Source organism: Dolichospermum sp. DET69 (assembly GCA_017355425.1).
Classification (GTDB): domain Bacteria; phylum Cyanobacteriota; class Cyanobacteriia; order Cyanobacteriales; family Nostocaceae; genus Dolichospermum.
Genome location: CP070233.1, coordinates 186,293 through 211,368, shown reverse-complemented (window position 1 = coordinate 211,368; position 25,076 = coordinate 186,293). Strand labels below are relative to the sequence as shown.

The window sequence follows — 25,076 nt, the reverse complement described above, 5'->3', positions numbered from 1 at the left end:
ACACAGTAGGGAGCTAATCCTGCGCGTACAGGTATAGTCTGGGGTTTTACCCCAGGAGAGTTGGGAATTCAAGATTCAAAATTAAAAATTCTGATTTTTGGATTTTGCATTCTGAATTTTGAGGCACATTCCCCACTCTCCACCAAACGCAAACATATTACACAGCAAGCTTGGAGAACTAGAAATGCCTCAAGATCCAAAGAATATTCAGGACCACGTTGAGCTATTCCATCAACCAGAATACCAACAACTGTTTGAAAACAAGAAACAGTTTGAAAATGCTCACACTGACGCAGAAGTACAACGAGTTTCCGAATGGACAAAAACCTGGGAATACCGGGAAAAGAACTTTGAACGGACAGCTTTAACCGTTAACCCAGCTAAGGGTTGTCAACCTTTAGGCGCTATGTTTGCGGCTGTAGGTTTTGAAGGTACTCTTCCCTTCGTTCAAGGTTCTCAAGGTTGCGTTGCTTACTTCCGTACCCACTTAACTCGTCACTACAAAGAACCATTTGCTGGTGTTTCTTCTTCCATGACAGAAGACGCTGCTGTGTTCGGTGGTTTGCAAAACATGATTGATGGTTTAGCGAACTCTTACAGCCTTTACAAGCCTAAGATGATTGCTGTTTGCACCACCTGTATGGCAGAAGTTATCGGTGATGACTTACAGTCATTCATTGGTAATGCGAAAGAAGCTGGTTCAGTTCCTCAAGATTTCCCAGTTCCTTTTGCTCACACACCTAGCTTCGTTGGTTCTCACATCACTGGTTACGACAACATGATGAAGGGAATTCTTTCTACCTTGACCGCAGGTAAGAAGACAGCCCAGAGCAACGGTAAAATTAACTTTATTCCTGGTTTTGATACCTACGTAGAAAACAACCGCGAAATTAAGCGGATGGCTTCTTTGATGGGTATTGACTACACTGTTTTATCTGACAACAGCGATTATGTTGATTCACCTTGTGATGGTGAATACAATATGTACCCAGGTGGTACTAAGTTAGAAGACGCAGCAGATTCCATCAACGCTAAGGCTACTATTGCTCTTCAAGCTTACTCTACAACCAAAACCCGTGAATACATCGCTAAGGAATGGAAGCAAGACGTTTCTGTTGCTCGTCCTTGGGGGATCAAAGGAACTGACGAGTTCTTGATGAAACTCAGTGAATTGACTGGTAAAGCAATTCCTGAAGAGTTAGAAATCGAACGTGGTCGTGCAGTTGACGCAATGACCGACTCCCACGCTTGGTTACATGGTAAGCGTTTCGCTATCTACGGTGATCCTGACTTAGTATACAGCGTAGTTGGTTTCATGTTAGAAATGGGCGCTGAACCAGTACACATCTTGGTTCACAACACCAACGACGTATTCGAGAAAGAATTGCAAGCATTGTTAGATTCTAGCGTCTTCGGTAAGTCTGCTAAAATCTGGGGTGGTAAAGACTTGTGGCACTTACGCTCCTTGTTGTTCACCGAACCCGTAGACCTATTGATTGGTAACTCCTATGGTAAGTACCTGTGGCGTGATTGTGGTGTACCTTTGGTAAGAATTGGTTATCCTATCATGGATCGTCACCACTACCACCGTTATGCAACTGTTGGTTACAAAGGTATAATCAACCTGTTAAGCTGGATTGTTAACACAGTCTTTGAAGAAATTGACCGCAACACTAATGTTGCTGGTAAGACCGATATTTCCTACGACTTAATTCGTTAAGTATATCTGTCAGGGTGGGGTTTCCCCCATCCTCGAAACACAGGTTACAGGGAACAGGTGACAGAAAGAGGGAAATAGTTTTTCTTTCTCATGTTGCTAAAGTGTAACATTCCCTAGGAAAGTTTGTAAGGAAAATAAACAAAGGGGATTGGGACTTAGGCAATTTAGCTAAAATTCCATCCCCTATCTTACAGCAAATTGTCATCAAACCCGGAACAAGAACCCCACCCCCAACCCCCTCCCCGCAAGCAATGAGGGGGCTAAGATGTAACTTATATGATTGGAAATCGCTGTAAGTTCTAATTCCAATTCTAGCCTAGGCTATTTGTTCCATTTATCTACCGGGCGGATGAATTTTGAAATAAGCTTCAGCAAAATTTATTCCTTAGCGCGTGCTTTATCTTACCTTCAATACAATAAATTTTCTATTTTCTCTTGCAAAAGTAAATGTTATGAAAATCCCACCCTAGAAAATACAGATAAATACATATCTTTTTTGAAAGTTTATCTGTGTAAATATTAAGTTAATCAGATTTTCCAGGAAATCTAGAAATCAATTCAAGTTAAGTATAAAAACTTGGCTATTTTCGGGGAATTAGAATTATTATATTTGTTATATCCTGTGGTTATCCTAAATTATTTGTGAGGAATTTCTCACTTATTCACTATTACAGCAACTTCTATTATGTTTCGCACTGTCGCCACGAAATCAGAAAGATATGAAAGTTGTTGTGAATCTTTTCGCAAGTAATTTCTTAAATTGAATTGATGTCGTGAAAATCATCATCTTGATGATGGACTTCCAGCAAGATTCGTAACGTTAACAAATTCCATCTAGCGCGAGCATAAAAATGAAAGTCACCCAAAGCAAAATTAACGAACTTCTGAGTGAATCAGGATGCGAACATAATCAAAAAAAACAGGGAGAAAAGAAAAATAAATCTTGTACCCAACAAGCCCAACCAGGTGCGGCTCAAGGGGGTTGTGCTTTTGATGGCGCGATGATTTCTTTAGTTCCAATTACTGATGCTGCTCATTTAGTACATGGCCCTATTGCTTGCGCTGGAAATTCCTGGGGAAGTCGGGGAAGTCTGTCTTCTGGACCCATGCTTTATAAGACAGGTTTTACTACTGACGTGGGTGAAAATGATGTAATTTTCGGGGGAGAAAAAAAGCTTTATCAGGCAATTTTAGAAGTTAATAAAAATTATAAGCCTGCGGCTGTTTTTGTTTATGCTACTTGCGTTACAGCCTTAATTGGTGATGATATTGATGCCGTTTGTAAGGTAGCAGCCGAAAAAACTGGAACTCCCGTTATTCCTGTGATTGCTCCTGGATTTATTGGTAGTAAAAACTTAGGTAATCGCTTTGGTGGTGAAGCTTTACTAGAATATGTAGTGGGAACTGCCGAACCTGAATATACCACACCTTATGATATTAACTTAATAGGTGAATACAATATTGCTGGGGAAATGTGGGGGGTTTTACCTTTATTTGAAAAGTTGGGAATTCGGGTTTTATCGAAAATTACTGGTGATGCTAGATTTGCAGAAGTGCGTTATGCTCACCGGGCTAAATTAAATGTGATGATCTGCTCACGGGCGTTATTAAATATGGCGCGAAAAATGCAGGAACGTTACGAAATTCCTTACATTGAAGAGTCATTTTATGGAATTAAAGATATTAACCATTGTCTGCGAACCGTGGCTGCTAAATTAGGTGATGCTGATTTGCAGGAACGGACAGAAAAACTCATTGCAGAAGAAACTGCGGCTTTAGATATTGCTCTTGCACCCTATCGAGCCAAGTTGAAAGGAAAGCGCGTTGTTCTCTATACTGGTGGTGTGAAAAGTTGGTCAATTATTTCCGCTGCAAAAGATTTGGGAATTGAAGTTGTAGCCACTAGTACGCGCAAAAGTACAGAAGAAGATAAAGCGAAAATCAAAAATTTGTTGGGTAATGATGGCATTATGTTGGAGAAGGGGAACGCTACAGAACTCCTAAAATTGATTGAAGAAACTAATGCAGATATGCTTATTGCTGGGGGCAGAAATCAATATACTGCTTTGAAAGCGAGAATTCCTTTTTTAGATATTAACCAAGAACGTCATCATCCCTATGCCGGTTATGTAGGTATGGTGGAAATGGCGCGGGAGTTGACTGAGGCTTTATATAGCCCCGTTTGGGAGCAAATTCGTAAGCCGGCTCCTTGGGAATAATTTTCTTACCTAGAGAGTGAAAACGGAGAAATATCTTGTTAATTATTGTGGGGTAGGCATCCTGCCTGCCCATAAGCCGGACGGGCTAGAAGCCCATCCCACAAGATTCTTAGATGTTCAGAAGTTTATAATTTATCAAAGATTAATTTATGGCGATCGCAATTATTCCAGAAAAGTCTGTAACTGTAAATCCCCTCAAACAAAGTCAGGCTTTAGGCGCTTCTTTGGCTTTTTTGGGGTTGAAGGGAACTATGCCTTTATTTCATGGTTCTCAGGGTTGTACAGCGTTTGCAAAAGTGGTTTTGGTTCGACATTTTCGGGAAGCAATTCCCCTCGCTACTACTGCAATGACGGAAGTTACTACTATTTTAGGTGGTGAGGAAAATGTCGAGCAAGCTATTCTCACTTTAGTAGAAAAGGTTCAACCGGAAATTATTGGTTTGTGTACCACTGGGTTAACAGAAACTAGAGGTGATGATATTGAAATGTTCTTGAAAGATATTAGAGAACGTCATCCTGAACTTAATCATTTAGCCATTATTTTTGCTCCTACTCCCGATTTTAAAGGTGCATTGCAAGACGGTTTTGCAGTTGCAGTAGAAAGTATTGTTAAAGAAATTCCGAAAGCGGGGGGAATTAAACCAGAACAAATCACCATTTTAGCTGGTTCTGCTCTCACTCCCGGAGATGTTCAGGAAGTTCGGGAAATTGTCACAGCTTTTGGATTAGAACCAATCTTTGTTCCAGATTTGGGTGCTTCTTTAGATGGACATTTAGAAGATGGTTATACTCCTATAACTGCTAGTGGTACAACTCTCAAAGAATTACGTTCTCTAGGTAGTTCGGCTTTTACCTTAGCATTAGGTGAAAGTATGTTAGGTGCGGCGAAAATTTTAGAGGAAAAATTTGGAACTAGCTATCAAGTATTCAGAGATTTAACAGGTTTAGAACCTGTAGATGAATTTCTGCAAAAGCTATCCTTACTCAGTGGAAATCCTGTTCCTGAAAAATATCGCCGTCAACGTCGTCAATTACAAGACGCAATGTTAGATACTCACTTTTATTTTAGTGCTAAACGGGTATCTTTAGCTTTAGAACCAGATTTGTTGTGGACAATGGTTGGGTTTTTGCAATCAATGGGGGCGGAAATTCATAACGCTGTCACCACAACTCGTTCTCCTTTACTTGAACTACTTCCTATCAAGAATGTCACCATTGGGGATTTAGAAGATTTTGAAAAGTTAGCAATAGATTCTGATTTGCTAATTGGTAATTCAAATGTAAATACTATCTCTAAACGTCTTTCTATTCCGCTCTATCGTTTAGGTATTCCTATCTATGACCGTTTAGGAAATGGTTTATTTACCAAAGTAGGCTATCGCGGTACTATTGAGCTTCTTTTCGGTATGGGAAACCTATTTATAGAACAAGAAGAATCATCAATGATGAATCAATGGTCATCAGTAATTAATAAATAACAACTGACCACTGACCACTGACCACTGACAAAGAACAAAGGACAAATGACAGTGAAAATTGCTTTTACGACAACTGACCGAATTCATGTTAATGCTCACTTTGGTTGGGCTAAGGAAATTGATGTTTATGAAATTTCCGATAACGGATATGAATTCTTGGAAACTCTCACATTTGAGGGTGATCTTAAAGAAGATGGTAATGAAGATAAAATTAACCCCAAACTTCAAGCCCTAAATGATTGCACAATTGTTTATGTTCTTGCTATTGGTGGTAGTGCAGCCGCTCGGTTAATTAAGAAGAGTGTAACTCCAGTTAAGGCTAAATCTGAAGAAGAAAAGATTGAAGATATTCTCAACAAATTAGTCAAAACTCTCAAGGGTAATCCTCCACCTTGGTTACGGAAAGCTTTAGTACAGAAAAAACCTAGTTTTGCTGAAGAACTCGAAAATGAAGCAAAATTATGAGTACAAATGATATGAATGGAACGGGTAATAATTCCGAGGTAGTTTTAACTGCTTTTCACAAATCACTGGTTCAACAAATCCGGGCGCAAGATACCTATGGTGTTTACCGAAATTGGGCTAATGAATTAATTCTTAAACCCTATATTGTTACTAAACAAAAGAAACGGGAAATTTCCGTAGAAGGTGAAATTGATCCCGCCACAATCTCCCGAATTAATGCCTTTTTTCGGGCTGTAGCTGCCAGTATTGAAAAAGAAACTGGACTTATTTCTAATGTGGTTGTTGAATTAGGACATGAGGGATTTGGTTGGGCTTTAGTCTTTTCTGGACGCTTATTATTAGCTGTCAAAACCTTACGTGATGCTCATCGTTTTGGTTTTGATTCCTTTGAGAAATTGGACGAAGAAGGAGCAAAGTTTGTAGAAAAAGGTATTGATTTAGCCAAGCGTTTCCCCGAAGTTGGCAATCTTTAATTAGTCAGTAGTCAGTGGTCAGTAGTCAGTGGTTAAGAAATACTTTTAACTCTGTTCTCTGCTATTTCAGCAAATGACAACTGACTACTGACAAAGGACAAAAATATGACCATAGAAGAAATCACAACCAAGATCAAAAAACTAAATAGTAAAGCAGGTCAAATGAAAATGGATCTGCATGATTTAGCTGAAGGATTGCCAACAGATTACCACAAACTGATGGATGTTGCTGCGGAAACTTACGAAATTTACTGTCAGTTAGATGGACTCAAGCAACAACTCAAAAAAATGGAGAATTCTAAATGAGTACCAATATTGATGAATTCAAGAAGCTCGTAGATGCAGAAGAGTTCTTTATCTTTTTTAATCTGTCCTACGACCAAAAATTTGTAAATGTAAATCGTTTACATATTTTGAAGAAGTTTTCTCAATTCATGAGTCAAATTGATGATACTTATCCTCAAATAAGTGACGAAGAAAGATTAGAGAAATATTGCACGGCTTTGGAACAAGCTTATCAGGTGTTTATAGAATCAACACCCCATGAACAAAAGCTGTTCAAGGTATTTAATGATAAGCGAAAAAATGTAGTTACCCTGACAGAAATCACCTCAGATTAGGAGTTAAAAAGTGATCAACCTAACGCCTACCGAATTGGAACGCTATAGTCGCCAAATGATGCTGCCTAATTTTGGCGAATTAGCTCAAAAGCGCCTCAAATCAGCGACTGTTTTGGTGTCGGGTGTGGGTGGATTAGGCGGTACGGCGGCGCTTTACCTAGCAGTAGCGGGCGTTGGGCGGCTAATCCTCGTCAGGGGTGGAGATTTGCGGCTAGATGATATGAATCGTCAGGTTTTGATGACTGACGACTGGGTGGGTAAACCTAGAGTATTTAAGGCCCAGGAAACACTCAAAGCTATCAATCCTGATGTCCAAGTGGACGTGGTTCACGATTACATTACCGCAGAAAATGTGGATGAGTTGGTGCAGTCTGCGGATATGGCTTTAGATTGCGCTCACAATTTCACTGAACGCAATTTGTTAAACGCAGCCTGTGTGCGCTGGCGTAAGCCCATGGTAGAGGCAGCTATGGATGGAATGGAGGCTTATCTCACCACGATTATTCCTGGTGTTACACCTTGTTTATCCTGTCTGTTTCCAGAAAAGCCTGATTGGGATCGGCGCGGGTTTTCTGTGCTGGGGGCAGTTTCTGGGACTTTAGCCTGTTTGACGGCGTTGGAAGCGGTAAAACTCATTACTGGTTTTAGTCAACCGCTGTTGTCAGAGTTACTGACGATTGACTTGAACAGAATGGAATTTGCTAAACGTCGTTCTCACCGCGATCGCAATTGTCCAGTCTGCGGTAATACAGCCCCTTGGAGATATTCCCAATCTCAAACTGCAACGGTCTAAGGGATTTCCAATAAAAACAATACCCAAAATCTTGTGGTGCGGGCATCTGGTCCCCTAATCATTAAGGACGGGCAGGATGCCCATCCCACAAAATTGGGTAATTTATTTTTTGGTGATCCCTAAAGTACCATTTCTTTCAAAATCCACATCCCAAATCAGAATATTCGCTACAGAATAGGAAACAAAATGACTGTTACTTTAACAGAAAAGGCTGAATTTCGTCTGCGGGCATTTTTAAAAGGTTCTGCAACCGAAGACGCTAAAAAAGGTGTCCGCATCTCCGTGAAAGATGGTGGTTGCAGTGGCTACGAGTATGGCATCGAAATTACCAGTAAGCCCCAACCTGATGATGTAGTATCTCAACAAGGAAATGTGTTGATTTACGTTGATGCTAAAAGTGCGCCGTTATTAGCAGGTGTGGTAGTTGATTTTGTTGAGGGAGTAATGGATAGCGGTTTCAAGTTTTCCAATCCCAATGCAACTGATACCTGCGGTTGTGGCAAGTCTTTTAAAACAGATGATGGTACTCCAACTGGTGTACCTTGCAGCCAATAAGTTGAATATTTCTTGGGCAAAATTCAAAAGTTTAGATCCTTCATTTTGAATTTTGCCAAGGAAACTTTACAAAGTCTCAAAAACTCACTTCATTCACTTTTGAGGAAAACCGAAAAATGGCAACTTACCAAGTAAGATTGATTAGCAAAAAAGAAGATTTTGACACCACTGTTGAAATTGATGAAGACACCACAATTCTCGAAGGTGCAGAAGAAGCGGGAATTGAATTACCTTTCTCCTGTCACTCTGGTGCTTGCTCTAGCTGTGTTGGTAAGGTTGTTGAAGGTGAAATCAATCAAGACGATCAATCCTTCCTAGATGATGAGCAAATAGCCAAAGGATTCGCTTTATTGTGTGTTACCTACCCTCGTTCTAACTGCACAATCAAAACCCACCAAGAACCTTATCTTGCTTAATACAATATCTGTAGGGGTTTAGCATTGCTAAACCCTCTAATTTTAACAATGATGGAGGATGTTTATCATCTTTCATCATTTCAATTTTCACCTTTTATTTTTATACTGCGATGTTTACTCCTTTTAGTATTATGGGTTGCTCTTTGGAATTGCTTAAATTAGGAGACTGTGGCATCATTACTGCTTGTAAAAGTCAAGATGAAACAATTAGAAAAAAACTGATATCAATGGGAATTAAAACAGGAACTACGATTACTGTAGAACAGCAATTTCCTACCTTTATGATTAAATGTGGTGGCTTATCTATGACTATAGATAGGGAAATAGCACGGGCTATTTATGTGCGGGTGATTGAGGGGTGAAAAGATTGATTATTAACTTTTGTTTAAATTGTGATTTAAAATACGAAAATACTGTATTGTCTAAATAGGTATTACTAATTAATTTAAATCCAAAATTATGTGTTTGAGTAGATGCGGTTTTTAGTAGATGAGCAGTAATATAGATATCGTCGGTACTAGATAAACGACAGCTATGAACCCTATTTTGCAACAAATTCAACACCATGCTGCCGCTCTACCGATATCATCGCAAGCGGAGTTACTGAATTATGCTGTTTACTTAGAACAAAAAGCACGAGAAAAAACGCCGATCACTTCAAACCAAGCAAGGCGCGAAGGTTTGGCGCAAGCATTGGCGCAGGCGGTGGCGTTAAATCCTTTTGCGGAAATTGCTGATCCAGTTGTTTGGCAGCGTGAACAACGCCAAGATCGCAATTTATTCGGGAGAGACGATGCTGATTGATAGCAATTTGATTATTTATGCCACTCAGCCGCCATATACACAGTTGCGTAGCTGGTTGGTGAATTATGCCACGCATTATTCTGCGATTAGTCGTTTGGAAACATTGGGCTACCATCGTTTAGGTGAGGCTGAAAAACAGGCCATCATGGCGATTTTAGATAACTTGGATATTTTGATGATCAATAAAGTTACGCTTGAAATTGCGGTTGCTTTGCGCCAACAGCGAAAAATGTCCGTAGGTGATGCCCTAATTGCTGCAACCTGTTTAGATTCTGATCTACCGTTAGCAACGGCAAATACAAAAGATTTTGAGTGGATAGAGGGTTTGGTGATCCACAATCCGTTGGAGCTAGGGAGTTAGCATTTTATGGGTGATTTGATGGCGCAGGGGCGGGACATTTCGGGGTTGGGGGCGTATGAGCAGTAAAAGAGCAAATTAATCGCGTGGATGTGATTTAGAAAATTATTTAATTTTTGACTTGTTGGAAAGTTTTATAATTTCTACAAACAACCTCTAAACAAATATCTCCTTCCAAATGAAAATAAATTAGCGATTGTAAATTGGTGTTAATTATTCCAGTTTGATTGATAAATGGATAGGATGATAAAAATTCCTGGATATCATTTTCAATTTTTTTGAGTTTAACTTCTCCTACCCAAAAACAGATATCTTCATCATTTGAATTTAGAGGTTTAGAAAAAACCAGGTGAATAATTTGGTAAAGTTCAATAGCTACATCATCGGCTTCAGGACCGAAAGTAAAGTCAAGACGTAATCCCAGGTTTTGAGGATTTAAAGAAATACCAACTAAGTCAGCACTTTTTAAATCTTCGAGAAAATCTGATAACATAAGTTCATTTTTTATAAACATCTTTAGGGTGTTAACTGAATAACAAGATCCCCGACTTCTCTAAGAAGTCGGGGATCTGACTCTTGCGAAAACTCGCTCATTTATGGTTGGTGGTAAATTTTTCAGTTGTTTCTGCACTGGTTTGGGGATAATAACTTCATAGCTCATGAGATTTGAGGAGTCTGATTAGCAATATATTCTTGAATTGTTTGATAGTCGCCATTTTGATAAGCTTGACGAGCTTCTGCAATTTCGGAGATAATTTGAGGATTTTGTTCCATTAAATCTTCTTCATCTTCTAAAAGTTGTTCTTCTAGAAATTCCAAAAGTTTATGCTTTTCTTGTAAGTTGAGAGATTAAATTGCCGCAATTAATGATTCAAAGGGAATTTGTAAGTTAACTATGGTCATTATTAATAATCCTTGTTAGCTTAATTATATTTTCAATTATGTCATATTTTCAGCTATTTTACATCCAGAGATAGCAATTATAACTGTAGGATGGGTTAGTAATGTTGTAACCCAGCATCATTAGTTAATGGTAGGTTACAATAAATTCACATTATTCTACTTTTTCATTAGCTGTTGTACCTAAAAATCCTTTCTATTACTACATTGAATCATCTCAAATGCTAAAGTGAGCATTCCTTGAAACGTTTAGGTCCAGCATTTACATCCTCACTACCATTCAACCCAGTCCATGCTGGAAAGTGACCAGGGGTAGTATTATTTTCTATAATATCTTGAGGATAATTTAACCAATTTTCTCCCTGTCTCCAACCAACGTTATTTGGAAAATTATCTTTGTTCTTTTCCCAAATCTCCCTCTGTTTTTTGAAACCAAACTGGTCATTACTAGTTTCCCAGTAGTTATTGATTTTTTTTAAAACTGAACAATCAATATTTACCCAGCTTTGTTTATCAAATTTTTGCTCTTTTTCAGCTTCAGCTGCTTGAAGTAAAATCTTTGTGGTTTCTTGTTCAGCTTGTTTCCATTCTTGCTGTCCTTTCTTCAAATATTTTTCTAAGTGAGAATAATCTAATCGACATTTACGCTCTAAACGTAATAAACATCTTCCCTCTGGGAAAGCAGCTATCGCTGCAACTGTACCAAACAACGCTATAATAGTACCAACCCACCATTTTACATCTACTTTCATAGCTATTTCTGAGTTATATTTTGTGAATACTGAACTCTAATATCTCTACACCACTTACTCAACTCTGAAAAGCGGAAAAAAGCGGATTGCAAAAAAAAATTACAAACAGACGGAAAAAGTCTGAAAAATACGGATAAAGTCTGCTATCATTACTTGTGTCGCGTTACATTTCTAACTATGCAGGTTCAGGAACTACTACAACTTGTGGATGAGGCTGTTTATCTCAACACAGGCAATCATCTCAATGACTTGCAACGTGGAGTTATTGAGGGGACACTAAAGTATCAAAAGTATGCTGATATTGCCGAAAATTGTGGCTGTAGCGCGGGTCATGCAAAGGATGTAGGTTACGAACTTTTAAAAATGTTATCTGATATTTTTGATGAACCAGTTGATAAAAGTAATCTGAAATCTGTTCTAGAACGACAGGGAAATGTGAATATTTCTTTGGGTGATAATCATAGTAATAATATATTTGGAAAAGGCAATATAAAAGTTAGTTGTAAACAACCTAAAACTAAATTAGATAAAAATAATTCTAGTAATTCTAAATTGAAGCAACGTAAAAATAATAAAACTCAGATAGAAAAAATTGATAAATTACGGTATTTTGGCTTAAATGATGAGCAAATTGCAGAGGTGCTAGAGTTACCTTTAGAAGTAATTAAACAGGTAGAATCGGACATTATTTAATTAGAACAATGCTAAACTCAATCTTCTAAATCATCCACAGTCATAGGTGATTGAGCAGCATGACGAACATATAAAACAGATACTATCGTGTCTCGAATTGTAAATAGAACTCTGTAAATATTCTTAGATTTGCCATAAAGCAATTGACGAACCTCTTCTGGAAAAATCTCATGTTCAACTGCCAAAACACAACGCTGGGGCTTTTCTTGCAAAGTAGCAATAGTATTCATCAATCCCCGAAACCAAATATCGGCAAATTCAGGATTACGTTCTTGATACCAGCGATAGGCTTGCTCAATCTGATTTTCAGCAATTGGAGTAATCTCAACTTGAAATGTCATATTTCTCTTGCATTTTTTGGATAAAATCTCCAATAGGGCGAGTTTTACCAGCGTTAAGTTCTTCAAAACCCTGCTGAATCCCAGCAATTGTTTCCAAATGCTCAATTAATTGGCGTAGTTTGAGAGGATCGATTTGATTAGGATCGAGAAAAGTAATGAGAACTTGGGTGCTATTGTTAACATCTTCAGGGAGTTCGGTAAATTCAATTTGCCCGTTTCGATAAATACCTTCGACCGTTTTTAGCATAAGTCTTATGGTGTGAATTATCATTCACGATTATACCATGATGATTGTCAGTTATACCTCTTTATCTCTTAATTTAATGGAAATTCGCATATTAAATCGTTAATAATTTCCACCGTGATTTTTTCTTTGGCTTTTTCCGCTGTACGCAATCAATGTTATAATAACATTAATTCTTGAGTATCCTATTATGAGCCAAATTCTAACTCTGGAACTAAGTGATAAAATAGCGATACCTTCGGTCAGCTTCGCTAACGCTATTCAGCAACAAGCTAATAATGTGGGTATTTCTCCAGAAACTTTAGCAACGGCATTGCTAGAACAGCATTTTAGTCAAGTTTTGCCAGTATTTACAGATGTCCAAAAAGAATTAGCACAGGCAAAATTCGAGCGTCATTTTGGCACTCTCAATACTCATAATAGTACAAATATTGATAATGAAAGCATTGATGCAGATTTAACAAGCTAAAATTAAAATTGTAATAAAGATATATGGATGTAAAAATATGAAGCTAAGAGTAATTCTAGAACCTAGTGATGAGGGTGGCTACACTGTTTATGTTCCCTCCTTACCTGGTTGTATCAGTGAAGGGGAAAATGTTGATGAGGCATTAGCAAATATTCAAGAAGCTATAGAGTTATATCTTGAACCTGTAGAAAATGAATTTTCCGCTCAGGAAGGTATCATTGTTCGAGAGTTGGTTGTATGAGTAAAGTTCCCAGCCTTCCATACAATAAAATCATAGCTGCTCTAGAACGGGATGGATGGATTGTGGTTCGTCAACGTGGTAGCCACATTAGACTAGAAAAACAACTGACTGATGAAGTCCTTAAATTGACAGTTCCGGCTCATAAGCCTGTTAAACGCTCTACTCTTGCCCACATTTTGAAACAAGCCAGAATTGATATTGAGCAATTTCTTAATCTCCTATGATGTGCGATTGTTAAAGTTACCTTGAGAGATAATTAAACAAGTAGAATCGGACATGATCTAATCAGGATAATGTTAAACTACTATTATAAAATGGCGATCGCAATGATTTATTAGACATCGTATTCGATTACAGTAACAATAGCAATAGTAATTTCTGACATTGTAACCTCAGATACACTGCCCAATCTATGAATAAATCTTAGCAAATCCACACCTCTTAGTTGTAAAGCGTCAATTGCGGAAGCCTTGTTTAAACCAGTCATGGTATCAGATTCAATTTTAACGTGCCAAAAGTTTTGAGCAAAATATGGCTTCCAATCCGTAATTGGAGCAACAAGTTTGATAGGTAATTTACCTGCGGCATCAAAACTAATGACAACAGCAGGACGTATTTTCCGAATTTCAGCACCAACAGTAGGATCAAAATTAACTAATCAAATTTCTCCACGCTTAGGTATATTAGAGTTAATAATCAATGATATCACCTGTCATTAATTCTTGCCATTCAGAATTTTGTTGATAATGAGTGAGCATTGTCTCAGCTTGATTTTCTAGAATACTTCTCCGTTCAGTAATGGATAATTTTAGAAAATCTTGACGCTGTTTTAATGAAATGTTTTGCTTTTTATCAGGAGAGTCAGCAACAGAAACCTCTGGAACTAAAACAACAATTTCTACATTCTGTCCTACTGAAAGGTTTGGAGTTTGAATTTCAATTTTATTCCCTGGTAAAACTGTTGCTGTGATATACAAGGGTGATTTCATGACTTTTTAGGAATATATACTCTACAAATATAATAACTAAAACAAGTATAACTTGACCACAAATTATAACTCTATTTTACAAAATATATAATGTACAAGTTAATCCCAATTATGTAGATGTCACTACACAACCAATTTCTATTAAAATTTATCTCCGTTTTTATCAGTGACTGCAATTAAATCGCAATAGCCCTATTCATACTTTTCTGTGGCTAAACAGTGCTATTACTGTAGAAAACTAAACCCTTTAATATCCTAATTCATCACCTTTTTAATTACCAAAAATATTCACACATAGCAAAAGTTAACTAAACTTTCATCTGTACTTTATCTTAGCTTTATCAAACAGAATTCAGGAGTCACAGAGTCAGAATTCAGTTGGGTATTCTGTGCGAGTGGCGGATGAATAACCGGCGTTTTTGCACCCCCACCAAATCGCAGATTTGGTGGTCTTTAATCAGTCGCAGGTCTGAATCCTCGACTGATTGATTCTGACTCGGTGGCTACTGACTCGGTGACTCCTTCTTCAAATTTATGATTGATCGGATAAAATAGAGGTTGGGGATCTTTCTCTTAATAAATTAGTATTGATATTCAATCTTTCTAGATTTTTAACTATTATGTAATTACTGTAGATTATGTTCAGATACATAGCATTTACTATCTAGAAGTTGAGAATAATTGTCTGACATTAATTGATGAATTAAATAAACGTATCAACGGATTCATCTTTTTAGTCATTTATGTATATCATAGGTCTAGCTGGAAATATCAAGACAGGAGTTTGAGATATTGTTTGTTGGATAGCTGACACCATTTAGGTACTGTCGCTGCTTCAACATATCTTCATGAAAATAACATACAACTAGGCTTTGATTTTGATAAACTTACTCTCAATGCAGATTTGAGAATAAGGAGTTGATTACTAGTTATGTGATACCGACAAGAAGTACAAAAAAAATCAGTCAGACGCGCTACCTATTCCTTTTCTCTGTGGTACTGACTATTTTCAAGTTAATCAATGTGTTGAAGATATCTATTAAACAATGTCTTTGCGGCCTAGTTACCAGCAAAAACTAGAACATCCTCAATTTAATTTTCACCGAGAACGGTTTTTAAAAGAACGTTGGGAATAGGCGTTCTATTAGGCGTTTTCAACAGCAATCTATTTCTCAAAAACCAATACCAAGTGAGAATTTTGAGGAAATAGAAATTTACTCAGTGGTGCATCATATCGAGGGAATTTCACCAGGGTTATATAAAAATACACATCTCATTAAAGCGGGTAACTTTGTTTTTATCTCCGATGATCTGAGTTATCAAATCCCTATGCAATTAGCCGGATTTGTCGGATAAAGAGTGTATTTATTGAGCAATTATTGGTAAATAGATTGTAGTGTATGGTGCTTTCTATGATGATGAAGCCCAAGAGTTTCTATAGACCAATAAAGACGGATTGTAGGCAATGATAATTGGTAAATAACTAGGAAAATCACGAGAAATGGCAAGAATAGAATCTCAATTCAATGCTGATGATAAGCACCCTATACAGCCAACATCAGCGGATATTATTCTTAGACAACAGTTAGAACATTCAATTAGCAAATACTTTTATGAAGGATGCGATCGCATTATTCATAGTTTGCTATCTCATTGTCGTTGGTATGCGACAACTCACGCTAGTATTTTGACTTTAGTAATTGAATGCCCTGACCAAGTTACTAACTGGCAAATTTTGCAACAAATCGTCCCTATGGCTAATGTTTTGTATGGGATTGTTAGCAGTGCCAAAATCCGGGTTTGTCCTCCCGATAAGCAAACTGTACCCTTTGAGATGAGAGTAGATGAGTTGCCAGTTTATCGTGATTGGATTTGATGCAATTGGGAATTTGTGATTGTTGATTAAGCCATAACATTGTGTTGGATAATTATGATTAGTTCGGCAAAAACTAAATCAGCAGAATGTTGCACAATAGGACTTAATTCCAGTCCCAAATCCAGATTTGCAGCTTCGATTAAATAGACTGTCACATCTTGGGGAAAATCATCTAAAAAGATTTTTCTTCCAGCAGCCAAGGCATGATCCCAACGAAAATCATGTAAGTTGTAACTAGGTTCGGGCAGTGCTTCTAGTTCTTTCCCTGGGACTTTAAATATAGCACCTGGTTCTGAACCTGTGCAACTGGCATCCAGAATAATTAATTTTTCGCTACCTCTGGCTTGAAACATCACTTCCATTCCCGCAGTTCCACAATCAAAAACGCGGATGTTGGGGTGAGGATTTTGAGCGAGATATTGCTGTAAACGTTGGGCTATGATTACGCCAACAGCATCATCATTCCGATTGAGATTGCCACAGCCAATGATAGTTAGCATGGGATATCTATAATAACATGAATCTTCTCAACTTTGCACAAAAAATTAAAATTTACCGAAATTTTGACTACATCTTTAATCATTGACTTTATAGTGGCTATAGCAGCCGTAAGTCAGTGACAAAAATTTGTCTTTATTCTCTCTGCGTCTATCTGTAGTGGTTGGTCAAAAATCATTCTTACCCATCAGATAGAATTACAATATGTTGGTACTTCGTGATACAGAGACTAAAGGTAGAGGTATATTTGCCCAGCAAGATTTTGCTAAAGGTGATTTAATTGAAACATCTGCTGTGATTGTGATTCCTAAACAACAAGTTAAATTAATTACTAAAACTGTTTTATTGAATTATTATTTTGGTTGGCATGGAGAAAGCGGAGCGATAGGTTTGGGTTTTGCTTCTCTTTTTAATCATTCTTATCATCCCAATGCGGTTTACATTAAGAATTTTGCTAAAAGTTTCATTGATATTATTGCTTATAAAGATATTAGAACAGGTCAAGAAATTACGATTAATTATAATGGGCAGGTTGATGATGTTTCTCCTGTGTGGTTTGATGTGGAGGAGTAAATTTGAGTAAAGTAGGTTGGGTTGACGCAAGGAAACCCAACAGTTATATTAACCAAGTGTGTCAGTATTTATTATTGTCAGAATCAGGATGCTCAAGATTAAAGGATTAACAGGATTATGGCTTAATAATTTATTCATTGTGAGTAAATAAATTCCTATTTTTAATATTAACAATTAACATCCTGTTCGCGTAGCGTGGCGTTAGCCATAAATCCTTAAATCCTGTTAATCCTGATTCAGACAAAGGTTTATAATTCACTTCCCCCTTTTACCTTGGGTTTGGTTTCATTTAAGCCAATCCACAATTATTTATTATTTTTTTGTTTTCTTTCAGCATCTCGTTTAGCCCAAAAATCATCTCGTGCTGTTTGTTGCTCAGTAAGTTTATTTTGTTTGATTTTCTGCTGATTCTTATCAAGGTAATCTACGATTGATTTTTCAATTTCCAGATATTTGATACTACGAACAGTGTAAACAGGTTGAACAATTTGTACTAAAGCTGCACCAAATTTGGTTATTATCATTTCTTCTGTCTGTCCTGAATATCTTTGACTAGTTTTGACATACCATGCAAACATTTCACAGTTATTGGAGTGGATATTATATTGACCAAATAAATCAGCATATTCATGAACGCGCTGTAGTTCTTTTTCTGTGAGTTCTACCTTTCCATTCCGTTCAATCCCAGCCGAACCCCAACCAACAGAATTATTGATAACTCAAACTCTATTTCTGCAATGGCAAAGGAGATTTTCATAATTTTCTGTAACCTTTATAAATTACAGTCTACCAGTCTTGAACCGAGAGAAGCGGCCCCACCTCTTCCTAATATTCCTCTTAATCCTGAAGGTAGATGTCCGGCTGGTGCAGTAATATCAAATGTAATATTGTAGTCGGTTATCCATTCTCCTCCCATTCCTAATAGCTTCTTTTTTTTCCATCCCACTTTTTCCCCATATTTATCCCAAATTTCTGGATCGTATTCTAGCGTTCCTCCACAAGATTGATAAATCTTTTGCTGTACAGAAAAGCCAAATTTACCATTGCTATGTTTTACCCACAACTTATCAAGAATATGTAGGTCTTCGCAGGGAAAATTATCCAGACTTTTAGTATCTAACCAACTTTCTTTTTCTCGTTTTGCCACCGTTAACATGATCCGCACAGTTTCTTCATCTGCTTCCTTCCATTTCCCCTGTGCGAGTAAATCACGCAATTTTTTATAATCCATCCCAGAGGATGATGTTAATTGTGTATTTTGGTTGCCAGACTGAGGTGTGGTGATATTTTCCTGCGGTCTTTTTTGTCCAGTAACAGGATTATCATTAACAGGTGTTTTTATGGGAATATTTACAACAGGTTGAACTAATAAACCCAATATTTCTCGGAATTCTCTAACTGTTTGCGGACGGTTTACTGCTTCTAATTCCATACCTTTGAGAATAGCAGCATTAGTGCGATCACTAATTTTTGGGTTAAATTGTTGGGGTGGTGGTAAAGGTATTCCCGTTTTTCTAAACTCTGCCGGTAAAGGTTCATTATTAGTCAGCAACTTATACAAAGTTGCAGCTAAAGCATAAACATCTGTATAGTCACCAAATTTACCATATCTCTCATATTGTTCTATGGGTGCATAACCTTGACTTCTGGCATTGGTCATATTTACCTCTGCTCCCAAAGTATATTCTCTAGCTAAACCAAAATCAATTAAAACTGCTTTTTGGGAACTTTTCCGTAAAATTATATTATGGGGTTTGACATCCCGATGTAAAAATCCCAGTGCGTGAATACGTTCCAAAGCTTGTCCAATTTGGTCAATATAGCGCAAAGCTTCAGTTTCCAATAATCCCTCATGATCACGAGTATACGATGCCAAATTATCGCCATCAATAAATTCCATCACCATTCCCGACATTCCATTTATCTCGATAAATTCATAAACTTCGACAATGTGAGGATGAGGATTGCATTTGGCTAATCTCATTCCCTCATTATAAAACTTTCTCTCTTCTGTTCGTAATTTTTCTGGACTAATTTGTGTAGGGTTTAAAGTTTTGATAACAACTATGTTTCCTTTTTTCTCATCTTTAGCACTATGGGCAATACCAAAACCACCACGACCGAGATATTGTTGAATAGTATATCTACCGTTGTTAATGGATGTCCCTGCTGTCCAAATGCTCATACCTTTGTTATATATATATATATAATAGATATATTCTATACCATATCTGATACTTTTATTGTCAGAATCAGGATGCTTACCTGGCTCATACTTTTCAAACATCTTCTTAGAAAAACCAACATTGACCTGTTTTGCGTTAGAGGTTGTTTGAAAACTTTTTCGTGTGGTATCTAACACCCGCAGATCCCCCTAAATCCCCCTTAAAAAGGGGGACTTTGAGGAATTTAGCCCCCCTTAAAAAGGCTACGGTGTACACACATCTCTAGACAGGATGCTAAACGTGATCCGATCCCCCTAAATCCCCCTTAAAAAGGGGGACTTTGAAGAATTTAGCCCCCCTTTTTAAGGGGGGTTGGGGGGATCTAAACGTTGTGGGGCAACTCTAGAAGACTTGTGTGTACACCGTAGCTTAAAAAGGGGGGGTTGGGGGGATCTCGATTAATTCTGATACTTTATGGCTAACGCCACGCTATGCCTTCGGCACACTTCGTGAACGCTATCAAACATCCTCTTAGGTTACGCTCTGCTTATCTAACCTATAATTATTATTTTTCTGGGTGAGGAATACCCACCCAGTCCTTTAAATGATGGTAATTGAATTAATAATGTCGTCTATTATAACGACATCTGTAATGCCTACCGCCATAATATCTATAACGATTTCTGCCATTACAAGTCCGATTACGTCTAACATGGGTAGTTGTCTCATGACGATTATGAGTTGCAGAATCAGCATTTTCTGCAATACCCAATACGGACATAGACGCTATCACAGTAGCGATAAGAAAAGATGCAATACGTTTCCTGGGGATGACTTGAAGAATCAGTAATTATTTTTACAAACGCATAAAGTTGATGAAGCGGAGATTCCAGAAAGCCTTAAATAAATACTATCATCAAAATCTCCAAAATTCTTCTTAATCATCAATACCTTATTAAAACTTATAAATTAAATTTTGAGGGTGAGTTTACCCAAGCGAAACCAATATTTATCCGTTTTGCATTGAGTTTTTTTAACTCAATATGCAACTATCAATTGTCAATTATTTGGTGGGCAATGCCCACCAAATAAATCTATAAACTCACATTATGTTTTTTAGCAATTTCCACAACTTGTTCATATTGATGTTGTGTTGCTTTAGCTAAAATAGTATCTGCTTCTTCGGCATTACTACCATCTTTAGGAATTAAATACTTAACATAAAGAGAAACAAAATCAACTACAGCAGCTAATCCTGTTAATTCGTGTTTATCAGCTTGTTTTCCAGCAATTACAGCTACTAATCCGGCTCTAATGGGGTCAGGTCTAACCTTCATGAATTGGTCAACTAATTGCTTAGAATAATCTGCTGGTGCTAAATTCTTTAACTTACTTTGATCGGGTTTAAATTCTAATCCTGCGGCTGTTGACTGCTCCAACATACACCATTCTATAAATTCTTGCAGTGCTGCTTCAGGAAGCTTAGAAAGATATTGATGTAGTTCTAAATTAGACACAATTATTTACCAATATTAGTAGGTGACAATTTGTAATTGATAGTTCGTAATTTGATGATTATGAATTACCAATTCTTCATTAAAATCCAGCCTAACCGACTGATTTGGGAACTTTTGTCATACAAACAACAATAAATCCCCGACTTATTCCATAAGTCAGGGTTTGGAGTATAATTAGGCTGTTCTAAAACGAGCCAATTCTTCTCCAGTTTTCGCATCATGGGCGTGAACAGTACAGACTAAACAAGAATCAAAAGAACGGGCTACATGACCCACTTCTACCGGATCTTTGGGGTCTTGAATTGGTGTTCCTATTAATGCTTTTTCAATGGGTCCTAGTTGTCCTTCTCCGTCACGGGGTCCAATATTCCAAGTACCGGGGGCAATAACTTGATAGTTCTTAATTTTGCCTTGTTCGATTTCTACCCAATGACATAATGCCCCTCTCGCTGCTTCTGTTGCCCCCCAACCTTTACCATCTTTTTCTTCTGGTTTAATATACCAAGGATCGTTTAATTTGAACTCTCTTAAACAGCGTTCAGCTTGACGATATAGTTTAACTATTTCGTGGACTCTTCCTAATTGCCGAAGATGAACACTTGCACCACCCATTTGCTTGAATGTGTCGAGAATAAATGGGTCATAATGTTGCCAAGACTCCCCATGATTTCCCCCTGCAACTAATTGACGCGCAAGAGGTCCAGCTTCTAAACGTCCTAAGTCTTGGTGGAGGACTGCACTTGACCAAGAATATGCGCCAGAAAAGTCTTTTTGGTTATTATTAATTGGTGTGGTTGTGCGATCGCTCGGATGCCAATCTTCTGTACCTTCATCATACCAAGAATGGGTTAAATTCTCACGGGCAAAACCTTGATTCATCAAGGCATGAGTATCAGTGAAGCTATCATAAACACCGCTTTTCATAATCACAGCAGCGTTACGTCCTTCAATGGTGGGATGATTATATTTATCCTCATGGGGAATATAACCCCAAGTCACATATTTACCCACACCAGCACCATATCGATCTAAACCGATATCTAAACCCATGCGCCAATATAAACCTAAGTCAGATTCTCGATGTTTAACATCTTCATTTAACCACTTTTGAAAGTCTTCATAGGATTGAATTTCTTCATATCTTTCTAAAGAACAACCTAACCAAACTGGTTCTAACCAATTGGTGCGGAAATATTCCAAAATTGCCCAGGCGCGGGTAATATCAGTTAAAGTGGGGGCGCACATCACACCACCAGGCACCATATAACTGCTGTGCGGCCATTGTCCCCCTAATAAAGCATAGATTTCTACAGGTTTGCTAGAAATCGTAATACCGATTTCATAGGATTTACCTGTGAAAGCAGCAAAGCGCCGACAAGCTTCATCATAAAAGTGACTACGACGATAATTTTTATTAGTTAAGTCAATGGCAAACAATCCATAAAAGTAGCGAGGAATACTTTGAATTGTTTCGACAATTTGACCTAAGTTTCTCGCCAAAATTGCATTTCTAGGAACTTCTGTTCCCCAAGCTGTATCCAACGCCCAAGATGCGGAACTGAGGTGAGAACCGCCACAAATACCGCAAATTCGGGGGGTGACAATTAAGCCAGCTTGGGGATCTTTTCCGCGTAAAATTATTTCAAAGCCGCGAAAAAGTTCAGCATGAGTCCAGGCGTTTGTGACATATCCATTTTCAATTTCGACGCGCACATCTAAATCACCCTCGACTCTACCAACGGGTGAAATATCTAATGTTTGAATTGACATATTTTTCCTTTGTTAGTTGTTAGTTGCACGACCTCTCCCCTAACCCCTCTCCTACAAGGAGAGGGGAATAATTAACTCCCCCTTCCCTCGCAGGGAAGGGGGTTGGGGGGTTAGGTCTTTTTTTCATCACTAAACGGTAAAAAAGTCTTCGTCTGCCCATTTTGGGGCTGTGTTTTTGGCAACAACGGTGAGGATTGCGTAATCTTTATGGTTGACTCCGGGGGGTATTTCTTTGGGAACTCCCATGACCGTTTGGGTTTTAAAGACTGTTCCGGGTTTAAGGTCGAAAAAGGGAAATTCGGGTTCTGTACAACCTAAACAGGGCATTCCAGCGCGGGTTTTGGAGGAGACGCGGTTCCAGAGAATGCGGTTACAGGAAGAATGGGTCATGGGACCACGACAACCTAAGTCGTAAAATAGACAACCTTTGCGTTGTCCAAATTCGGCGGTTGTGGCTTTGTATGCAAAGTGAATGTTGCGGGTACAACCGGTTTGAGTGTAGGTGTTGAAGAAGGTTTGGGGACGGTGTAGTTCATCAAGAACTATATCATTAATTCTGCCTGTGGCGATCGCTACTAATATCTGCGTTATCCAGTCGGGGTGTGCGGGACAACCGGGAATATTAATCACAGGTAAGCCGGCTTGACTGACAAAATCTTTACCTAAAAAACCGCCTTCTTCCCGTTTGAGAAATTGCAGTCCTTTGGAGTCGCTGGGGTTGGGTGACATTGCGGGAATTCCTCCCCAAGTTGCACAGTCTCCCACCGCGACAATAAATTTCGCAACTTTGGCTAAATCGTCTAACCAATCTTTCATAGGACGGTCTGCAAACCGGTTCCATTCTCCTGTACCATTAGGGGCGTTAACTACGCTACCTTCAAATACCAAAATATCCAGAGGAGTTTTCCCAGAAATACAGTCCCATAACAGCGTTTTTACGTTGTCACCTAATTCTACACCCAAGGAAGGATGCCAAAGAATCTTAATCCCGAAATCAGCTATTAAATCACAAGCTGTCGGTTCTTCAGCATTAAGAAATGACATGGTGTTACCCGAACAAGCACCACCTTGTAGCCAGAGTACATTAGTCATTAGCTATGTCTTTCTATATATGTTAATAATGCACAGTTGAAGAGTTCTGTAGGGGATTTACTTGTAGAGAATAACCTATTGATCAATATCCATTATTTTAAATTAAGGTGTTATTGAAAGCAATTAACTTTTTTTAATTAAAACTTAAGAATTAGCATAATTAGAATTTATGGTAACGAGATTGCATAATTTTTACATAAACATCAGCATGATCATGAATCAGTTGATTTTGATATTATTTCCCCAACCTGAAAAGTTTGTCCACCGATTGTCACCAAATCATCATCTACTAATTTCCGCCCTCTGCGCGTTTCCAGGATACCATTAACTTCAACCTCACCATCAACAATCATCCATTTAGCTTGACCTCCGGTAGAGGCCATACCTAAAAACTTTAAAAACTGGTCGAGTTTAATCATCTGCTTTTACCAACTATTTAAAAAGTATCATCTATAGCAATATACCAGGATTTAGGATTTTGGCAACAAATTAAATTCTTGTAACGCCGGTAAAAAGTTTTTATTTTCATGACTAGGACGACTTAGTTTAATCAAAGCAAAACGCTGTAAAGTAGTCAAGCTTGCCCATGCTTCCATCGTGATGATCACACCTATTTCCTGGGCTTTATCGTGAATACTGCTGGGAATAGTGGTAGTATCTATCCATGCTGGATGAGTTTCAATTGGCAATTCGGCCACAGGTTTACCAGTCAGTTGCAAGATCAATTCTTGAATATAGTGTCTGTAGTCATGAATTTGACTATCTGTATCGCAAGGTAATGTCATTAAATTTTGACGTGATTCTTGATTCATCTGATTCCATTCTGCTAATTTTAGCTTAATACCGCAAGTATCGAGTTTATAGCGCACTTGCATGGGAATACAACGCCAAGAATCAACAAAATCTGCTTCAAATTCAAAAAAATCTGTCATAAAATTGCTGATATTTATAGATTATTGATTTACAGCAAATTGTCATCAAACCCGGAACAAGAACCCCACCCCCAACCCCCTCCCCGCAAGCGATGAGGGGGCTAAGATGTACCTTATATGATT

General features: G+C 38.0%; 34 protein-coding genes and 2 pseudogenes. 20 read left to right on the top strand and 16 right to left on the bottom strand.

The genetic code is table 11. The annotated features are described in order from the left end of the window. The first annotated feature begins 184 nt into the window (after nucleotides 1-184). From nifK to EZY12_01115, 13 genes are all read left to right on the top strand, one after another. Nucleotides 185-1,720, top strand: a complete 1,536-nt coding sequence (nifK, locus tag EZY12_01175) for a nitrogenase molybdenum-iron protein subunit beta (protein QSX68356.1) — start codon at nucleotides 185-187, stop codon at nucleotides 1,718-1,720. Between the two features lie 851 nt (nucleotides 1,721-2,571). Then, nucleotides 2,572-3,939: a nitrogenase iron-molybdenum cofactor biosynthesis protein NifE gene (gene nifE, locus EZY12_01170; protein QSX68355.1), complete on the top strand. Its 1,368-nt coding sequence runs from the start codon at nucleotides 2,572-2,574 to the stop codon at nucleotides 3,937-3,939. A 149-nt stretch (nucleotides 3,940-4,088) separates the two neighbouring features. Beyond that, a complete protein-coding gene (gene nifN, locus EZY12_01165) occupies nucleotides 4,089-5,417 on the top strand; it encodes a nitrogenase iron-molybdenum cofactor biosynthesis protein NifN (GenBank protein ID QSX68354.1) in 1,329 nt (442 codons plus the stop codon). A 45-nt stretch (nucleotides 5,418-5,462) separates the two neighbouring features. Beyond that, a complete protein-coding gene (gene nifX, locus EZY12_01160; protein ID QSX68353.1) occupies nucleotides 5,463-5,882 on the top strand; it encodes a nitrogen fixation protein NifX in 420 nt (139 codons plus the stop codon). Continuing rightward, on the top strand, nucleotides 5,876-6,355 hold the full coding sequence (locus EZY12_01155) for a NifX-associated nitrogen fixation protein (protein ID QSX70467.1): 480 nt from the start codon (nucleotides 5,876-5,878) through the stop codon (nucleotides 6,353-6,355). Before nifX ends, EZY12_01155 begins: the two co-directional genes overlap by 7 nt. A gap of 105 nt (nucleotides 6,356-6,460) precedes the next feature. Continuing rightward, the gene (locus tag EZY12_01150; GenBank protein QSX68352.1) at nucleotides 6,461-6,661 is read left to right on the top strand and encodes a hypothetical protein; all 201 of its coding nucleotides are present in this window, start codon (nucleotides 6,461-6,463) and stop codon (nucleotides 6,659-6,661) included. Beyond that, on the top strand, nucleotides 6,658-6,975 hold the full coding sequence (gene nifW, locus EZY12_01145; protein ID QSX68351.1) for a nitrogenase-stabilizing/protective protein NifW: 318 nt from the start codon (nucleotides 6,658-6,660) through the stop codon (nucleotides 6,973-6,975). The genes EZY12_01150 and nifW overlap by 4 nt, the downstream gene beginning before the upstream one ends. 10 nt (nucleotides 6,976-6,985) lie before the next feature. Continuing rightward, nucleotides 6,986-7,768, top strand: a complete 783-nt coding sequence (locus tag EZY12_01140; GenBank protein ID QSX68350.1) for a HesA/MoeB/ThiF family protein — start codon at nucleotides 6,986-6,988, stop codon at nucleotides 7,766-7,768. 186 nt (nucleotides 7,769-7,954) lie between these two features. Continuing rightward, nucleotides 7,955-8,323, top strand: a complete 369-nt coding sequence (locus EZY12_01135) for an iron-sulfur cluster assembly accessory protein (GenBank protein ID QSX68349.1) — start codon at nucleotides 7,955-7,957, stop codon at nucleotides 8,321-8,323. Between the two features lie 116 nt (nucleotides 8,324-8,439). Continuing rightward, nucleotides 8,440-8,739 carry a 2Fe-2S iron-sulfur cluster binding domain-containing protein gene (locus EZY12_01130; protein QSX68348.1) on the top strand — a complete coding sequence of 100 codons (300 nt, stop codon included), beginning with the start codon at nucleotides 8,440-8,442 and terminating at the stop codon, nucleotides 8,737-8,739. 110 nt (nucleotides 8,740-8,849) lie between these two features. Further along, nucleotides 8,850-9,101, top strand: coding sequence for a ferrous iron transport protein A (locus tag EZY12_01125; GenBank protein QSX68347.1), 252 nt, complete (start codon nucleotides 8,850-8,852; stop codon nucleotides 9,099-9,101). A 172-nt stretch (nucleotides 9,102-9,273) separates the two neighbouring features. Next, nucleotides 9,274-9,543: a hypothetical protein gene (locus tag EZY12_01120; GenBank protein ID QSX68346.1), complete on the top strand. Its 270-nt coding sequence runs from the start codon at nucleotides 9,274-9,276 to the stop codon at nucleotides 9,541-9,543. Beyond that, nucleotides 9,533-9,904, top strand: a complete 372-nt coding sequence (locus tag EZY12_01115; protein QSX68345.1) for a type II toxin-antitoxin system VapC family toxin — start codon at nucleotides 9,533-9,535, stop codon at nucleotides 9,902-9,904. The genes EZY12_01120 and EZY12_01115 overlap by 11 nt, the downstream gene beginning before the upstream one ends. Before the next feature lie 106 nt (nucleotides 9,905-10,010). Here the strand turns inward: EZY12_01115 and EZY12_01110 are convergent, their stop codons facing one another. The 3 genes from EZY12_01110 to EZY12_01100 form a co-directional block, all read right to left on the bottom strand. Continuing rightward, nucleotides 10,011-10,394, bottom strand: a complete 384-nt coding sequence (locus EZY12_01110; GenBank protein ID QSX68344.1) for a hypothetical protein — start codon at nucleotides 10,392-10,394, stop codon at nucleotides 10,011-10,013. A 164-nt stretch (nucleotides 10,395-10,558) separates the two neighbouring features. Then, nucleotides 10,559-10,720, bottom strand: coding sequence for a hypothetical protein (locus EZY12_01105; protein ID QSX68343.1), 162 nt, complete (start codon nucleotides 10,718-10,720; stop codon nucleotides 10,559-10,561). 305 nt (nucleotides 10,721-11,025) lie between these two features. Next, entirely contained in the window at nucleotides 11,026-11,553 is a 528-nt protein-coding gene (locus tag EZY12_01100; protein ID QSX68342.1) for a GUN4 domain-containing protein, read from the bottom strand. 177 nt (nucleotides 11,554-11,730) lie between these two features. Here EZY12_01100 and EZY12_01095 point away from each other — a divergent pair, with 177 nt between their 5' ends. Continuing rightward, entirely contained in the window at nucleotides 11,731-12,246 is a 516-nt protein-coding gene (locus EZY12_01095; GenBank protein QSX68341.1) for a hypothetical protein, read from the top strand. A gap of 17 nt (nucleotides 12,247-12,263) precedes the next feature. On the opposite strand, the gene EZY12_01090 is transcribed toward EZY12_01095, so the two are convergent. Beyond that, entirely contained in the window at nucleotides 12,264-12,587 is a 324-nt protein-coding gene (locus EZY12_01090) for a type II toxin-antitoxin system RelE/ParE family toxin (protein ID QSX68340.1), read from the bottom strand. Continuing rightward, nucleotides 12,571-12,834 carry a hypothetical protein gene (locus tag EZY12_01085; protein QSX68339.1) on the bottom strand — a complete coding sequence of 88 codons (264 nt, stop codon included), beginning with the start codon at nucleotides 12,832-12,834 and terminating at the stop codon, nucleotides 12,571-12,573. The genes EZY12_01090 and EZY12_01085 overlap by 17 nt, the downstream gene beginning before the upstream one ends. 187 nt (nucleotides 12,835-13,021) lie before the next feature. Here EZY12_01085 and EZY12_01080 point away from each other — a divergent pair, with 187 nt between their 5' ends. From EZY12_01080 to EZY12_01070, 3 genes are read left to right on the top strand one after another with little or no spacing between them, the layout of a single operon-like run. Next, nucleotides 13,022-13,300 (top strand): hypothetical protein, encoded by a 279-nt coding sequence (locus EZY12_01080; GenBank protein ID QSX68338.1) that lies wholly within the window; start codon nucleotides 13,022-13,024, stop codon nucleotides 13,298-13,300. A 37-nt stretch (nucleotides 13,301-13,337) separates the two neighbouring features. After that, nucleotides 13,338-13,541, top strand: a complete 204-nt coding sequence (locus EZY12_01075; protein ID QSX68337.1) for a type II toxin-antitoxin system HicB family antitoxin — start codon at nucleotides 13,338-13,340, stop codon at nucleotides 13,539-13,541. After that, entirely contained in the window at nucleotides 13,538-13,765 is a 228-nt protein-coding gene (locus tag EZY12_01070) for a type II toxin-antitoxin system HicA family toxin (protein ID QSX68336.1), read from the top strand. Before EZY12_01075 ends, EZY12_01070 begins: the two co-directional genes overlap by 4 nt. Nucleotides 13,766-13,875: 110 nt before the next feature. Here the strand turns inward: EZY12_01070 and EZY12_01065 are convergent. Further along, nucleotides 13,876-14,241, bottom strand: a pseudogene (locus tag EZY12_01065) (type II toxin-antitoxin system PemK/MazF family toxin). Continuing rightward, entirely contained in the window at nucleotides 14,231-14,530 is a 300-nt protein-coding gene (locus tag EZY12_01060) for a hypothetical protein (GenBank protein ID QSX68335.1), read from the bottom strand. The pseudogene EZY12_01065 and the gene EZY12_01060 overlap by 11 nt, the downstream one beginning before the upstream one ends. A gap of 655 nt (nucleotides 14,531-15,185) precedes the next feature. Here EZY12_01060 and EZY12_01055 point away from each other — a divergent pair. Next, nucleotides 15,186-15,971, top strand: a pseudogene (locus EZY12_01055) (SagB/ThcOx family dehydrogenase). Between the two features lie 60 nt (nucleotides 15,972-16,031). Beyond that, a complete protein-coding gene (locus tag EZY12_01050) occupies nucleotides 16,032-16,406 on the top strand; it encodes a hypothetical protein (protein QSX68334.1) in 375 nt (124 codons plus the stop codon). A gap of 26 nt (nucleotides 16,407-16,432) precedes the next feature. Here EZY12_01050 and EZY12_01045 read toward each other — a convergent pair whose 3' ends face one another. Beyond that, a complete protein-coding gene (locus EZY12_01045; GenBank protein QSX68333.1) occupies nucleotides 16,433-16,906 on the bottom strand; it encodes a hydrogenase maturation protease in 474 nt (157 codons plus the stop codon). Between the two features lie 202 nt (nucleotides 16,907-17,108). Here EZY12_01045 and EZY12_01040 point away from each other — a divergent pair, with 202 nt between their 5' ends. Then, entirely contained in the window at nucleotides 17,109-17,477 is a 369-nt protein-coding gene (locus EZY12_01040; protein ID QSX68332.1) for an SET domain-containing protein-lysine N-methyltransferase, read from the top strand. A 305-nt stretch (nucleotides 17,478-17,782) separates the two neighbouring features. Here EZY12_01040 and EZY12_01035 read toward each other — a convergent pair whose 3' ends face one another. From EZY12_01035 to EZY12_01000, 8 genes are all read right to left on the bottom strand, one after another. Beyond that, nucleotides 17,783-18,055 carry a hypothetical protein gene (locus tag EZY12_01035; GenBank protein QSX68331.1) on the bottom strand — a complete coding sequence of 91 codons (273 nt, stop codon included), beginning with the start codon at nucleotides 18,053-18,055 and terminating at the stop codon, nucleotides 17,783-17,785. Nucleotides 18,056-18,249: 194 nt separating this feature from the next. Beyond that, nucleotides 18,250-19,662, bottom strand: coding sequence for a GUN4 domain-containing protein (locus EZY12_01030; protein ID QSX70466.1), 1,413 nt, complete (start codon nucleotides 19,660-19,662; stop codon nucleotides 18,250-18,252). Between the two features lie 599 nt (nucleotides 19,663-20,261). After that, nucleotides 20,262-20,423 carry a hypothetical protein gene (locus EZY12_01025; GenBank protein ID QSX68330.1) on the bottom strand — a complete coding sequence of 54 codons (162 nt, stop codon included), beginning with the start codon at nucleotides 20,421-20,423 and terminating at the stop codon, nucleotides 20,262-20,264. Between the two features lie 313 nt (nucleotides 20,424-20,736). Continuing rightward, complete coding sequence (locus EZY12_01020; GenBank protein ID QSX68329.1) at nucleotides 20,737-21,159, bottom strand: hypothetical protein; 423 nt, start codon at nucleotides 21,157-21,159, stop codon at nucleotides 20,737-20,739. A 174-nt stretch (nucleotides 21,160-21,333) separates the two neighbouring features. After that, nucleotides 21,334-22,929, bottom strand: coding sequence for a nickel-dependent hydrogenase large subunit (locus tag EZY12_01015; protein ID QSX68328.1), 1,596 nt, complete (start codon nucleotides 22,927-22,929; stop codon nucleotides 21,334-21,336). A gap of 129 nt (nucleotides 22,930-23,058) precedes the next feature. After that, nucleotides 23,059-24,021, bottom strand: coding sequence for a hydrogenase small subunit (locus EZY12_01010; GenBank protein ID QSX68327.1), 963 nt, complete (start codon nucleotides 24,019-24,021; stop codon nucleotides 23,059-23,061). Between the two features lie 212 nt (nucleotides 24,022-24,233). Further along, nucleotides 24,234-24,440 (bottom strand): RNA-binding S4 domain-containing protein, encoded by a 207-nt coding sequence (locus tag EZY12_01005; protein QSX68326.1) that lies wholly within the window; start codon nucleotides 24,438-24,440, stop codon nucleotides 24,234-24,236. Nucleotides 24,441-24,491: 51 nt separating this feature from the next. Next, nucleotides 24,492-24,953 carry a nitrate reductase associated protein gene (locus EZY12_01000; GenBank protein ID QSX68325.1) on the bottom strand — a complete coding sequence of 154 codons (462 nt, stop codon included), beginning with the start codon at nucleotides 24,951-24,953 and terminating at the stop codon, nucleotides 24,492-24,494. Between the last annotated feature and the right edge of the window lie 123 nt (nucleotides 24,954-25,076).